Consider the following 13,199-nt stretch of genomic DNA (forward strand, 5'->3'; position numbering starts at 1 on the left):
CCCCAAAAGAAGTCTTTGACAGTTGGCTGACCGGTCGGGCACCCTGCTTCGGTGACCGATGAACGGATCAGTGAACTGCGGGCGGTGGCGCACCCGTTGCGGCTGCGTTTGCTGTCGCTGCTCACAGGCGCACCGATGAGCAGCGCCGAAGCCGCCCGAGAGCTGGGTATCTCCCAGGCGAACGCCAGCTACCACCTGCGTCTGCTGGAGCGAGCGGGGCTGGTGGAGGTCGCTGAGGAGGTCAAGGTCCGGGGCGGCCGTGCCCGTCGTTACCGCGAAGTGGCGTCCCGGCGGGAGCGGTCGTCCTCGCCTGAAGCCGAGGTGGCCAAGTCGTCGACCGAGGCCCGCGAGGTGTTCGTCCGAGCCCTGGTCGACGAGTTGGTGCGCCGCAACGCCCTTCGTGTCGCGGGACCTGTGCTGGACGTCGATGCCGAGCTGTGGGTGCCGTCGGAGACTTGGAAGGAATGCGTGAACGTCGTGGGAGAGGTCGCGGTGCGATTGCACGCCGCTGCGCGCAAGCCTCGCACCCCAGGGACCGATCGGGTCGCGGTGACGGTTTCGATGTTCCCGATGGGCGCGTCGTGACCGCGGTGGGCCAGGTCGGCTCCTATCGAGGTCTGACGAAGAACTTCTGGCTGTACTGGTCCGCTGTCACGACATCGGCCACCGGAACTGCGATCTCCGTGGTGGTGACGCCGCTTCTCGCGGTGATCACGCTCGGTGCCTCGCCCGCCGAGGTCGCCGTGCTGGCGGGGGTCGGGATGGTGCCGCCGCTGTTGCTGCAGGTGGTCACCGGGATGTGGGCGGACTCCGTGACGTCCCGCGTGCAGGTCCTCGTCGTCGCTGACGTCCTGAGGTGCCTGCTGACCGCCTGCATACCCGCGTTGTGGTTGGCCGGGTGGCTGACCTTCCCGTTGCTGGTTCTGGTCTCCGCGGCACGGGCGGTCGTGGGGGTGTTCCACGGCGCGTTCTCCCCGGCGGTGATCGTTCAGATCGTTCCCGCCGACGACCTCGTCAGCGCCAACGGCAAGCTCAACGGCACGCGGAGCGCCACCGACGTCATCGGGCAGGGGCTGGGCGGTGTGCTGGCTTCGGCTTTCGCGCCCGCTCTGGCCATCATCGCCGACTCGATCTCGTTTCTGGTTTCGGCGGTGCTCTTCAGCCGCATCCGTGTGCCGGACCAACCACGTCCCGACAGCGTCCAACGACGCCGGTCCTTCTCGGTTCGGGATGTCGCGGGGCTGGCTGCCACGCTGGCAGGCCGTCCCGGCCTGTGGGTTCTCGTGGCGCTCGCCGCTGCGGGCGGCATCTCGGAGACCGTCTTCATCATCTTCTGCGTGCGCACCCTCGGCCTGTCGCCGTTCGCCATCGGGCTGCTCCTGGCTGTGGGCGCGATCGGCGGCGTCATCGGGGGCTTCACGACGGGCTGGTTGTCTCAACGGCTCGGGCGGTGGACCGGGCTTTTCGGGCTCGTGGCCACCGTGTGGGCACTCGTGCCGCTGACCGTTGCCGAGCCGGGGATCACAGGCGTCCTCGCCACGATCAACTTCGAGTTCGCGGGCGCGCTGGGCGGGACTGTCGCCCTCGCGAACGTCTTTGGACAACTGCAGGCCGGAGCGGAAGGGGGAACCATCGCACGAGTCATGGCATTGGCGGGAAACGCGTTGCAGATCGCGGCGTTGCTGGGCGTCGCGGCCGGCGGGCTGCTGGGTGAGCTGCTCGGTCCGCGCGGCGCGTTCATCGTCGCTGTGGTCGTGCTGGCACTGGCCTTCCTGCCGATTGCGGTCAAGGTCGCCAAGCGCACGCTCTAGTACGCCCGTTTCTGATTTCTCGTCTCCACACGGCCGGTTCGAGACCTGCAGGCGCAGGCTCGTGCCGGCCGTTGTGCGTTGGGGCACTGTTTCTGACTGCTTTCAACCCCTGAACACTTCGTACTTGCCCGTTCAGGTCAACTTCCTCATCGCTTGAACTGCCCGATCTGAATTCGTAGGCTCATGTCCCGTCAGCAGAGAGCACTCCACGGGCGATTTTCTTTCAGTGCGTGCCGGGATGGTCTTTTCAGGAATGCGACCGCTGGTGGGCGAGGCTCTCTCGAACCGTCTTGGGGGTATTGGTGGATGGCCAGCGTTTTCAGGATTGTCTTTCGACGGCTGACCCGATGCCCGCTGAAACGGCTGGTCTCGCCAAGTCGTTCATGCGATCGCGTGTGCGGAAGTTGCAGTCGGTCCTGGCAGCCACGGACGACGGGCACATGATGGACGCCGTGCTGTGGCTGGGCCCGGAGCTGCACTTCTACGCAGCGGTGGCCGAGCGGCATCCCGCCGAGATCGCCGACCTTCCGGCGCGGCTGCGAGAGATGCTGGCCCGCAACCGAGGTCCGGCGACCGAGCTGACCGCCGTGACCACCGGCGACGGACCGCGGTGGGTCTCCTCGCTGATCGCCTCCATGAACCAGGACATCGGTGCTGTCGACAAGACCGGCACGATCTCTTCTGCCGGTCGTGCTCAGGCGGACGAGTGCCTGCGGACCGTGCGGCGCGCCCAGTCGATCCTGGCGGCCGCGTGGCCCGGAGCTGCGGTCGAAGTCGACCTGTTGGTCCGCAGCATCGTTCCGGTGGTCAGCCACGCGTACAACTCGGGGTGCATGTTCGACTACTTCGGCGCCGTTCTTGTCTCCACGAGAACGCTGAATTCGGACGAGGCAGCCGTGGAGTTCCTCCTCCACGAGACCGGTCACACCGTTCATCACCTCATGTCCGCTTTCACGAAGTACGTCGAAAACGGCGACGAGCTGGTGGTGCACCCGTTGCGTCCAGACCCTCGTCCCGTCTCCGGAACCCTGCACGCCGCTTTCTCGCTCTACCGGATGTCCGAGGGCCTGTCGCGGCTGACGGACCGCGGTTTCGGGTCGCCAGAGCAAGAAGAGCGGTTTGTCATGCATCGGGACAACCTTCGTCACACGCTCGACGTGCTCGGTGAATCGGCACAGTGGACTCCGGCAGGGGAGAAGTTGTTCTCCAACCTGTCGGCGCGCGCCTACGCGTGATTGATCGCATTCATGTTCGCGTGGATGCAATCGGTTCGTTTATGAGCGTGCTCGCGCAAATGGATGCACAACATCCCGGCTGCGTCCTGCTGCCGGGAGAACAAAGGAGTATCACATGTCACCGCAGATGGTCGCCGATGTCCGCATCGATGACGAGAAGCACAAGGAACTGCTCGCTGACACCATGCGGATGCTGGCCGCGGAGGAGCCGGCCGACGTGCACGTTCCCACGGTGATCGACCGGGACCTGGAGTCCGCGCCGATCGCCTGGTACATCGCGTACGGCCAGAACGTCAGGGAAGAAGACATCCCCCAGGCGTGACCCAGGGGTGTCCTGCGACTCGGGCACGTCGTCCGAGCAGGGCACCGGCACTGAAGGAGGTGCGGCCGGGCCCCGGTTCGGCCGCGCCTTCCGGCAGATCCACTTCCACTGACCTGGAGCAGAACCATGACTGCCAGCACGGCCACCTCACCGTCCCTCGAGCATCAGATCCTCGAAGGAGTCACCAAGCTTCTCGACGACTACGCGGCCGTCAAAACAGACGACGTCTGTCTGATCGCCTACAGCCCCGACACGCGTGCCTATGCCGCGCACATCCAGGTGGCGCTGACGCTGCGGGGCATGCAGGCCAAGGCGTTCGCCATGCGCCCGTTCATCGACCCCGAGGTGCGCGACAAACTGCACGCGCTCCTCACACCTCCTCACGAGCTCACCGGCAAGCTCATCATCTTCACGATGGAACGGGACTCCATGTCCCACTACGACGTGTTCGCCGAACTGCTCACCCTTTACCCCAAGAACCAGCTCAAGATCATGCGCATCATCAGCGCATCCGACGAACTGTTCACCACGGCGTTCAACAAGACGCCACGCGAGCTGGCCCTGCGCAACGCCACGCTGCTGAGCAAGATCAAGCAGGAGTCGCGGATCCGGGTGACGACTCCCCAGGGCACCGACCTCGACATCGAGCTGGACCACGACAAGTTCGACTGGATCAGCAACCGCGGAGCGTGGCGCCCAGGAGCCTTCACCATCCTGCCCGCCGGAGAGATCGCCTCCTACCCGGCGAACGTGAACGGCGTCCTGGTCGCCGACGGGGCGCTGAACGCCAACGTCGCGACCAGGATGGACATGCGACTCGAGCACAACCCCCTGACGATCAGGATCAAGGACTCAGTCGCCGGCGACTACGAGTGCTCCAACCCGGAGATCACCAGGCTGGTCGAGGGATGCTTCAACAGGGAGAACGGCCGCAACATCGGCGAGCTCGGCTTCGGCACCAACAACGCCACGCAGGAGTTCGTGGCCGACAACTCCCACATGAACGAACGCTTCCCCAGCCTGCACCTCGGGTTCGGCCAGCACAACCAGCCCGAGACCATCGTCCCGTACGTCGCCGAGATCCACCTGGACGTCATCACCAACGACGCCGACATCCACTTCCCCAGCGCGGGCGAGACGATCAGGATGTCGAACTTCGTCCCCATCCCGGGTATCGAGCACCCCGTTCTAATTCGTGACCAGGACATCACCGGCGACTGCTGCACCAGGGGCTGCGCACCACGCCTCAAACTGGCGTGACGCCTTCGCGGGCGGATCGCGGCGAACCCGGTAGCGGAGCGCGGCTGGGCGCTGTGATCAATCGGATGCCGGCTGAACTCAAGAACCCATGCGCCTGATGCAAAGCAGACGGCCTGCCGATGAGATCATCGACAGGCCGTCTGCTTGCGTAAATACACTGTGGGCGATGCCGGGATCGAACAAGTGAACTCTCGGCAGGTAGGTTCACTCCGGTCTTTGCCGAGTTCAGAGGGCGCACAGGGATCTCCGTGGATCACAAGCCGCCGGGGTGGTTGCTGTACCTCGCCGCTGTACTTGCTGAGGTGCGCCAACTGGGTTTGATCACGACCACGCTGTAGCTGGTGCAGGCCGTCGCACTGCGGTGCGAGCACCCCTTGGCGTTGGTGCATTTTCGGGATTCCTACTGGTCAGGCGCCAATTGGGTCCCGCTGCTCGTCGCGTTTTCGGGAAAGACGGTGAATGATTTCGAAGCACCACGTGTAGACGCCTGGCTTGGCCGGGATGGGCGAGTCGTGAGCACGTAGGACCCCGGAACGGACCTCTTCCTGAGGGCGCGCGATCACCGGCGGACCTCAGGAGTCACGCGAAGTGGTCACCGTCCATGCGAGCGTTCCGGCGAGGACGAGCCATGTCAGATACAACAACACGCCGAGGTGCGCGGGCAGCAAACCGGGCTGGGCCGTCACCATCGACAGGGACGCGCCGAAAGGAAGAAGTTGTCCGACGGCCGGCCACGACTCCAGGACGAGTGCTGACCCGATGTGGACGGCGAACAACACCGTCGGCGCCAGGAAGTAGTTGCGCACGATGACACCCACGAACAGGCCCCACATCGCGCCCGAAGCGCCGAGGGGAACCGCGAGGAGCATGTCGGGTGTGCGGGTCAGGAGTACGGCGGTGGCACCAACGCCGATCAGTGTGCCGCCCAGAGCCGTGACGGCTGCGGAGGACAGCAGCACGGGGACGCGGTGGCCCAGCAGGACGGCGCGGGTCACCACGCCGTTGCGGTGCGCGAGAACGTGCCTGATGGTGCCGTACAGGCCGGCGAGCAGGCTGACCTGGATCAGGAGGGCGTCCTTCGACGCGTGCTGCGCCAGCAACGCGATCGATGCGAGGACCGTGAGGACGATGAAACCGAGCAGGGGCAGATCCGACCGCAGCCGCATCAGTTCGGCGCGCAGTGCGGTCACAGGATCTCCCGGCGCTCGAAGAGACGCAGGCCCGCGAACGCCGCGGCGGCAACCCACAGCAGGGCGATCAGGGCGCTGAGCCACACGGGGAACAGGCTGGGCAGCGGGGTTCGCATCAGGCCGGCGAAGGCGTCGTTGGGCAGGAACCGTGCGATCGACGGGCGCAGGAAGAGCAACGGGAGCTCGATGGCGAAGGGGAGCAGGAAGGAGACTCCCGCGGCGAAGTAGTAGTCGCGCAGGATCCAGCCGATGGCGGCGCCGAAGACACCGGCCAGCGTGCACGCGGCCAGACAGCCCGCGAGCGTCAGCCAGGTGGCGGGGCCGGTGTCGAAGTCGTCGTGCAGCACCAGCCACGTCACGAGGCACCAGCCGAAGGCGCCCACCAGGCCGGTCACCAGGCCGCTGAGCGCTCCGGCGACGAGCTTCGCCGCGTAGAGGAAGACCTTGCGGTGCAGTAGGACGGCTCGTTCGAGAGAACGGTAGTAGTAGTCGCGGGTGACCAGGTATCCGCCCAGGAACGTGGCGGCGACCGGGCAGGCGGCCAAGCAGCCCAGCATCATGCGCGTGTCGGTCATGTCCAGGCCGGAGAACCGCCAGACCGCCAACGGCAGCAGTACGGCGTAGGCGAGCACGGCCAGCAACCAGAAACCGCTGCGGGCTTTGAGGAGTTCGGCTCGAATGGCGTCACGCACGGACGGGCTCCTCTCCGGCGACGAGGTCGAAGTAGCTGTCTTCCAGGCTTCGGCCGTCCGCGGTCAGCGCCTCGAGCGGTCCGGCGAACAGCGTGCGGCGGTTGATGACGATCACTTCGTCGACCGTCTGGGCCAGTTCCGCCAGCTGGTGGCTGGAGAGCAGGACGGTTCCGCCGTTCTCCGCGAACGATCGCACGAACTGACGCAGCCAGCGGATTCCCTCGGGGTCGAGTCCGTTGGCCGGTTCGTCCAGGACGAGCAGGTCGGGGTCGCCGATCAGCGCGGTGGCCAGCCCGAGGCGTTGTTTCATGCCGGTCGAGTACTTGCCGAGCCGCCTGCGCGCGGCGTCGGCCAGACCTACCTCGGCGAGAACTCCGTCGACGCGGCTGCGGGGGACTCCTGCCGCGACGGCGCAGATCTCCAGGTGGCGCCTGCCGGTGATGCCCGTCTCGAAGCCGAGGCCGTCCATGTGCACGCCCACGGCCTGCGCGGGCCTGTCGAGTTGTCCGTACGGAACGCCGAACACCGTCGCCTGGCCCTCGCTGGGCCGGAGCAGGCCCAGCAGACCGCGCAACGACGTGCTCTTGCCGGCGCCGTTCGGCCCGAGCAGGCCGACCACTCGTCCCGGTCGCACGGAGAAGGTGAGGTCCTCCACCGCGACGAGATCGCCGTAGTGCTTCGTGAACCCGTCGAATTCGATCACGGGGGTCATCTAGTCCTCCTGTCCGAAGATCTGGTGCCAGACGGGCAACAGGTAGTTGTGCGCCAGCCAGGTACCGGCCGGCATCGGGGCGCCCTGAACACGAGCCGCTCCGGTGGGATCGAGCCGGCCGGTGACGTCGATCAGCGGCAGGGTCGAGCCCTCGGTGGTGACACCGGTGCGGAACGGGGTCAGCGCGCTGAACGGGACGGTGGTGCGTTCGGCGCGTCCGGTGCCGATGCGAGCACTGCCCAGGCTCGTGCTGAACATGAGTCCACCGCGTTCCAGCTCGACGTGGGAGCCTGCGGTCACCTCGGTTCCCGGTGGCACTACGAGATGAACGCCTGATGAGTCGTGCGTGTAACCGGCGCGAATGTCGTTGTCCACCTTGAGGAACGTCAGCAGCGCGCCGCATGCCGAGAGGGCCACGAAGGCAGTGAGCACCAGGCGTGCGGTGCCGACCCCGGCTCGGTGTGCGTTGCGCAGCAACGACCACGCCCCGTGGACCAGCAGGTAGCCGAGGTATCCGAAGAGCACCAGCACCAGCACGCCACCGATGAGGCCCATGCCCAGCAGGACATGGCTCCAGCGACCAGCCGCGATGCCGAGCACCAGCACGGGAAATCCGATGCACGCCAGACCGAACGGCACTGTCCAAGCAGGAAGCGAACGGACGTGCTGAACGCCGAACAGCCGCCACAGCAACCAGGCGCGAGCTTCTGCCGTGGAACGGTCACGCAGGTGTGGGATGTCGACGTACGCCATCAACGCCAGGTAGCCGTCGAGCTTGACGAACGGGATCAGGTTCACCGACGCACTGAGGTAGCAGACGACCGAGAACCCGAGCAGAGTGCTCTTGCCGTCACCGCCCGGCACGGCCAACGCGACCATCGCGGCGCACCCGGCGACCGCCGCCTGGGTGACGACCCCGGCCATCGCCACGCTCACTCGCTGGGACGGCTTCGCCAACCGCCAGCCGTCGGTGACCTCGCAGAAGCACGCCGGCGTCAGGTAGAAGAGCATCACGCCGAACCAGCCGGGCCGGCCGTGGAAGTGCGTCAGGGTGGCGCCGTGGCCGAACTCGTGAATGACGGTGGTGGCGGCCAGCCCGGCCCAGATCAGCGCGAACGTCGAGAGCGGCAGCGGTGAGCCCAGAGCCTGCCCGAGCGCGGATCCCTGGCACGCCAACGCGATCAGGCCGCCGGCCAGCAGCGCGAGGGCGGTGAACAGCACGGCGTTGCCGGAGAGCCGGACCAGCAACGGCCGGATCGGGGCCAGCAGGCGGTCGGCCTTGACGACGCGCAGCTGCCACGTCGTCGGCGACACCACCACGAATCGGCGCTCGGGCTTGGGCGCGGCCGCGTTCGGTCCGTCGATCAGACCGAGCCCGTCGAGTCGCTCGACCGCGTGGGTGACGAGTTCGGCGGTCCAGGGAACGCCGAGCCGCCGGGCCACGGCTGCGGCATCTCTTCCATCCAGAGTGGACAGAAGAGCACCGATGTCGGCGCTCACCCGCAACGGGCTCGCGTCCGGTCGTTCGACGATCCAGTGCGCGCCGTCAGCCATGGGCTCGTGCACCGTGATCCACGGCGCGCGACGCGGTGCTGCAACGGTCATGGTCACCTCAGATCAACGGATGCGGGAAACTCGGGACGGGGCCGGTGCCCGCGGCCTCGATGCGGTCGCGCCGCCAGCCGAACTCGTGCCGTTCGTCCATCCGCAGAGGCTGGTATCCGGGCACCACCACCTTGACCGCCCGCCAGCCCATCGCCTGGTGTGGCGCCGGCAGGCGTGGCGTGAGGTCGACGACGAGCGGTTCGCCGCCGTCCGCCCGCACCGCCGCCACCAGTTCTGCGGCGGAGTGCCGCGGCGAATTCGTGGGCCCAGGTGGCGCGAGCGGCAGATCTCGCAGGCGCCGGTCGAGTTCGGCGACCGCGCGGGAAGTCAGCCAGAGCCGGGCGCGATCGATGTCGTCCCGCACCACGCCGGACGGCTCAGTGTGGCCCCACTGGCCGCGCAGGACGGTCAGCATCTCGTGTACCTGCAGCGCCTCCTGCAACGCGATCAGCAGGGCGCGCTCCCACTCCTCGTGGGCCTTGGCGCCGCACGCCGCCAGATCCGGCCCGGCCACGGCCGCGAGCACGCAGTGCAGGCCAGGGAGAACCGGGAGCCGCACGAGACGTGGCCGAAGGCCTGAGGCGCACGCCTTGCGGTACAAGGTGGTGAGTCGGCGCCACTCGGGCGAAGGAGGCGCCAGCGCGATCTCGGCCTCGACGTCGATCTCCGCCGAGAACGCGTCAGCCGCCCACGCGACCCCCACGGCATCGCGTTCGATCAGCTCCAGCAACGCACCCCGCACCGCGAACTCGAAGTCCGGCCCCGACGCCGCACCGGACGGCGACGGGTCGAACCACGGGGTGTCGGCGGGGTAGTCCACCAGCCCGGCCGGAACCCACACCGGCGCACCGGAGTGCAGCCACGTCCCCTCGTACCACCGCAACTCGGCATCCGCGGTGACCGGGTCACCGAGGCCCGCCGCCGCGAAGTCCAGCGCGGCCGAGCCGAGCGACGCCGCCGTTGCCGTGACCGTGCGCGGGCCTTGATCACGAGGGAACAGGGAGAACCGCTCGACGGCTTCACCCGCGGCTCTGGCGAGGGTGTCGGCACGGCTGGTGCCGTAGGCGCCGACCAGGTGGAGCGGGTAGTCGCCGAGCTCGGCTCCCCGAGCCTCGAGCCCTCCGACGTCGACCGCGACACTCCACATCGGACTCTCCGCCGACGGTGGCCGCATGTGCCATCCCCTGGCGAGACCGTTGGTGGGATCGAGGGTCTTGATCAGGTCGAACACGACGCGTACACCTCCTCGACGTCGGCGGCGGTCAGATCGGCGAGCATCGGCAGCCGGCCGCCCCAGGAGCGCTCCGCCCTTCGGGACGCTTCGGCGCGCTGGTCCGCCGTGGAGACGAGCGAGGGCGCGAGATCCCATCTGCGCAGCAGGGAGTGCAGTCCGGACACCGGCGTGCCGTCGGAGATCCAGCTCCACGCCTCCACCAGCCGTCCGGCATCGCCGTAGCGGCGGTCGCCGGCCATGATCCGGGTCCACACCGCGGGTACCACCGCGGCGGTCGCGATCATCTTGCGCACACCGAGCACAGTGGACAGCTCGTTGGCGAGGTACCAGTGCTTGGCGCCGTAGGTGTCCCTGCCGACGAGGGCCCAGCCGGTGTGCGTTGCCGCGCTGAGAGTGGCCGCGGTGAGGCGGACGTCGGGTCCGACATCGCCAGATGCCAGTCTTTCACCGACGGCGACCAGCTGACGCACGAGCATCTCGGCTTCCGCGTCGGGTAGCCCACCGATCCGCGGGCTGCCGACGAACGGGCCGACGACTCGCAACAACGCCTCCAGCACTCCTTCGCGCAACAGCACTGGCGGAAGGGTTTCGGTGAACGCCGGATCGAGCACTGCGGATTCCGGCGCGAGCGCGTTGCCGATGGCGAGCCTCCGGTGCACGCCGATTCGCACGCAGGCGACCGGGCTGACCTCCGCGCCGGTGCCGATCGTGGTCGGCACGAACACGCGCCGGAAGGCGGGTGAGATGTTCGGCAGGCCGACCACGCCCGCGCGCTGCCCGCGTGCCTCCAGCACGTCGGCGAAATCGGGGACGCCGGCAAGCTTCACGACGTCGAGCACGGCGCCACCGCCGACACCGACCAGGACGTCCGGCGCGTGATCGGCGATCTGCGACGACAACGCGCGCACGGTGCCAAGATCGGTGCTGGTGGTGTCGAGCCGGATGGTGGGTACGTCGAAGGAGAACGAAAGCCCGGCGTCCGTGACGATCAGCGGCCGGCGGCCCAGGTTCACCGAACGCCATGCCCGTGCACCCGCGTGCACCGTGGTGGGGCAGGCGCGCCGCAGCATCATCGCGCCACCTCGTCGAGCGCGGTCAGCAGAGCCGATTCCAGTTCGGCCAGCTCGTCGTCGCCGTAGGTCAGCGCGGGGACCAGTTGGACGCAGTCGGGTCCGGGCTGGACGATCACGCCGGCCTTTCGCGCGGCTTCTGTCACCTGTGCGGAAACGCCGGACTGCAGCGTGATCGCGCGGAAGCAGCCGCTGCCACGATGTCCGTTCACGAGCGGATGTGCGGAGACCCGGTCCAACAGCGCGTCCAGCTTCACGCTGTTGCGCGCCGCCGTCGCCACCGCGTCGAGCTCGTGCATCTGCTCGATGGTGGCCAGGATCGCGGCGCAGCTGCCGGGTGTGCCCGCCTGGGTTTCGCCGTGCACCAGCACTGCGTCCGCGCGTTCGAAGACCTCGCAGATCTCGTGCGACACGACGACCGCCGACGCCGCACAGGTGCCGTTCGTCAGCCCTTTGGACGTGATCAGCACGTCCGGGGCGACCGGCCAGCTCGAAGAGGCGAAGTACCGGCCGGTGCGGCCGAACCCCGTGGCGACCTCGTCGGCGACCAGAAGAAAGCCGTGCTCCTCGCGGAGCCTTGCCACCGCCGCGATGAAACTCTCCGGCACTGGATGCGCGCCCGAACCGAGCACGGGTTCGAGCACCACGGCAGCGACACGATGGCCTTCCCTTGCGAGCAAGGAGGTGAGCTCCGCCTCGTCGGAGAAACCGACGTGGCGGACCGCACGCTGGTCGACGCCGTAGACCTGCTGGCCGAGGTTCTCCCCGGTGAGGCTGAAGCTGCCGTAGGTCAAGCCGTGATAGCTGCCTGTCAATCCCACGACGACGCGGCGGCGATCATCTCCGCGCACCGCGTGGAAGTGGCGGACCAGCTTCATCATCGCGTCGTTCGCGGCGCCGCCGGACGTGGAGTACAACACCCGGCCGAAGCTCGACCCGCACACGTCGAGCAGCGCCTCGGCTGCCCGCACGGCGAGGTGGTGCCCGCCGCGGAACAACGTCAGGTACGAGGCGTTCGTCAGCGCCTCCGCGACCGCTTCGGCGATGTTCTTGTTGCCGTAGCCGAGGTTGCAGTTCCACAGGCCGCTCGTGGCGCACAACGCCCAGCTGCCGTCGGCGAACCGGATGCGCGTGCCCTCCGCCGCGACCGCGTGCCGGTCGGGCAGGCCGTACCGGCTCGGCGGGATCAACGACTCCCACACGGGGTGGCGGCTAGTCATCGGAACTCCTGCAGACCAGTTGCACCTGCACCTGTTCACCATCCTGGCCGCGACGCTGCTCGACGACCGCGAATCCCGCCGCGGCGAGTTCGTCGGTGAGCCGGCCGGAGCTGACCAGCCGCACCTCACTCGTGTAGAGCGCGCGGCCGTCCACCGAGTCCCGGAGCAGAGCGGTCGTCCGGACGCCGCGACGCGGATCGAAGTGCTGCAGCAGTGTGATCACGGACTGCTCGTGAACGACCACTGTGGACCGTTCGGCCGTGCGGGCGAGAAGGGTGCCGGCGAAGTCCAGGACGCTGAGGTAGAAGTGACCCCCTGGAGCGAGATGCCTGCGTACACACGCGAAGAGCTCGGTTCGCCGGTCCTCGTCGAGCAGACACACGGACGACGTGCCCAGTAGGACGACCTCGAACGATCGCCCCAGATCGAACGCTGTCATGTCGCCTTCGACCAGGGTGACCGCGTGGTCCGCGGGCAGCCGGTCGGCGAGCAGATCGAGCAGCGCGGGCGAGTTGTCGAGTGCGACGACGTCGTGACCTCGCGCGGCCAGCGGCAGGGTCAGCCTGCCGGACCCGCACGCCAGCTCCAGCACCGGCCCGCGGGCGAGCCGCAGCACGTCCCGGATCTCACTCGGGTCGTGCCGGGCGATCGCGTCGTAGGCCGATGCGCCTTCCCTGCCGTACAAAGGTTTTTCCTGCAGGCCGTACAACGCGGCCAGCAGCCCGGCTGTGCCGGGAATCGTGTTCCCGCTCAAGATCTTCCCCCAGGACGTGCGGAACCCCCGCACCCATTCTCGAATCGTTGACGCGCAGGCTCAATACCGCCTGCGGGCCGACTTCAGCTACTGC

The 13,199-nt window shown here is 67.9% G+C and carries 13 protein-coding genes; 5 read left to right on the plus strand and 8 right to left on the minus strand.

Annotated features, from left to right (window positions below):
• Positions 1-51 precede the first annotated feature (51 nt).
• From SK854_RS32895 to SK854_RS32915, 5 genes are all read left to right on the plus strand, one after another.
• Positions 52-585 carry an ArsR/SmtB family transcription factor gene (locus SK854_RS32895; RefSeq protein WP_319979023.1) on the plus strand — a complete coding sequence of 178 codons (534 nt, stop codon included), beginning with the start codon at positions 52-54 and terminating at the stop codon, positions 583-585.
• Positions 582-1,811: an MFS transporter gene (locus SK854_RS32900; RefSeq protein WP_319979024.1), complete on the plus strand. Its 1,230-nt coding sequence runs from the start codon at positions 582-584 to the stop codon at positions 1,809-1,811. The genes SK854_RS32895 and SK854_RS32900 overlap by 4 nt, the downstream gene beginning before the upstream one ends.
• Before the next feature lie 347 nt (positions 1,812-2,158).
• Positions 2,159-3,046 carry an aKG-HExxH-type peptide beta-hydroxylase gene (locus SK854_RS32905; protein WP_319979025.1) on the plus strand — a complete coding sequence of 296 codons (888 nt, stop codon included), beginning with the start codon at positions 2,159-2,161 and terminating at the stop codon, positions 3,044-3,046.
• 115 nt (positions 3,047-3,161) lie between these two features.
• Entirely contained in the window at positions 3,162-3,368 is a 207-nt protein-coding gene (locus SK854_RS32910) for a hypothetical protein (RefSeq protein WP_319979026.1), read from the plus strand.
• Positions 3,369-3,494: 126 nt separating this feature from the next.
• Positions 3,495-4,628, plus strand: a complete 1,134-nt coding sequence (locus SK854_RS32915) for a M29 family metallopeptidase (RefSeq protein ID WP_319979027.1) — start codon at positions 3,495-3,497, stop codon at positions 4,626-4,628.
• A 572-nt stretch (positions 4,629-5,200) separates the two neighbouring features.
• On the opposite strand, the gene SK854_RS32920 is transcribed toward SK854_RS32915, so the two are convergent.
• The 8 genes from SK854_RS32920 to mpaM are packed head-to-tail and all read right to left on the minus strand — an operon-like array spanning position 5,201 to position 13,105.
• Complete coding sequence (locus SK854_RS32920; protein ID WP_319979028.1) at positions 5,201-5,818, minus strand: hypothetical protein; 618 nt, start codon at positions 5,816-5,818, stop codon at positions 5,201-5,203.
• Positions 5,815-6,510, minus strand: a complete 696-nt coding sequence (locus tag SK854_RS32925; protein ID WP_319979029.1) for a hypothetical protein — start codon at positions 6,508-6,510, stop codon at positions 5,815-5,817. Before SK854_RS32925 ends, SK854_RS32920 begins: the two co-directional genes overlap by 4 nt.
• The gene (locus tag SK854_RS32930; RefSeq protein WP_319979030.1) at positions 6,503-7,222 is read right to left on the minus strand and encodes an ABC transporter ATP-binding protein; all 720 of its coding nucleotides are present in this window, start codon (positions 7,220-7,222) and stop codon (positions 6,503-6,505) included. Before SK854_RS32930 ends, SK854_RS32925 begins: the two co-directional genes overlap by 8 nt.
• Entirely contained in the window at positions 7,223-8,827 is a 1,605-nt protein-coding gene (mpaP, locus tag SK854_RS32935; RefSeq protein WP_319979031.1) for a daptide biosynthesis intramembrane metalloprotease, read from the minus strand.
• Between the two features lie 7 nt (positions 8,828-8,834).
• Positions 8,835-10,058 (minus strand): YcaO-like family protein, encoded by a 1,224-nt coding sequence (locus SK854_RS32940; RefSeq protein WP_319979032.1) that lies wholly within the window; start codon positions 10,056-10,058, stop codon positions 8,835-8,837.
• Positions 10,046-11,134, minus strand: coding sequence for a daptide-type RiPP biosynthesis dehydogenase (gene mpaC / locus SK854_RS32945; protein ID WP_319979033.1), 1,089 nt, complete (start codon positions 11,132-11,134; stop codon positions 10,046-10,048). Before mpaC ends, SK854_RS32940 begins: the two co-directional genes overlap by 13 nt.
• A complete protein-coding gene (gene mpaD, locus SK854_RS32950) occupies positions 11,131-12,351 on the minus strand; it encodes a daptide-type RiPP biosynthesis aminotransferase (protein WP_319979034.1) in 1,221 nt (406 codons plus the stop codon). Before mpaD ends, mpaC begins: the two co-directional genes overlap by 4 nt.
• On the minus strand, positions 12,344-13,105 hold the full coding sequence (mpaM, locus tag SK854_RS32955; RefSeq protein ID WP_319979035.1) for a daptide-type RiPP biosynthesis methyltransferase: 762 nt from the start codon (positions 13,103-13,105) through the stop codon (positions 12,344-12,346). Before mpaM ends, mpaD begins: the two co-directional genes overlap by 8 nt.
• Positions 13,106-13,199: the final 94 nt, after the last annotated feature.

Origin of the sequence: Lentzea sokolovensis (genome assembly GCF_033949975.1) — a bacterium.
Lineage (GTDB): Bacteria > Actinomycetota > Actinomycetes > Mycobacteriales > Pseudonocardiaceae > Lentzea > Lentzea sokolovensis.

Coding starts and splice junctions, on each gene's coding strand:
- SK854_RS32905 (WP_319979025.1), top strand. CDS start 2,159: ATGCCCGCTGAAACGGCTGGTCTCGCCAAGTCGTTCATGCGATCGCGT.
- SK854_RS32910 (WP_319979026.1), top strand. CDS start 3,162: ATGTCACCGCAGATGGTCGCCGATGTCCGCATCGATGACGAGAAGCAC.
- SK854_RS32915 (WP_319979027.1), top strand. CDS start 3,495: ATGACTGCCAGCACGGCCACCTCACCGTCCCTCGAGCATCAGATCCTC.
- SK854_RS32930 (WP_319979030.1), bottom strand. CDS start 7,222: ATGACCCCCGTGATCGAATTCGACGGGTTCACGAAGCACTACGGCGAT.
- mpaP (WP_319979031.1), bottom strand. CDS start 8,827: ATGACCGTTGCAGCACCGCGTCGCGCGCCGTGGATCACGGTGCACGAG.
- mpaC (WP_319979033.1), bottom strand. CDS start 11,134: ATGATGCTGCGGCGCGCCTGCCCCACCACGGTGCACGCGGGTGCACGG.
- mpaD (WP_319979034.1), bottom strand. CDS start 12,351: ATGACTAGCCGCCACCCCGTGTGGGAGTCGTTGATCCCGCCGAGCCGG.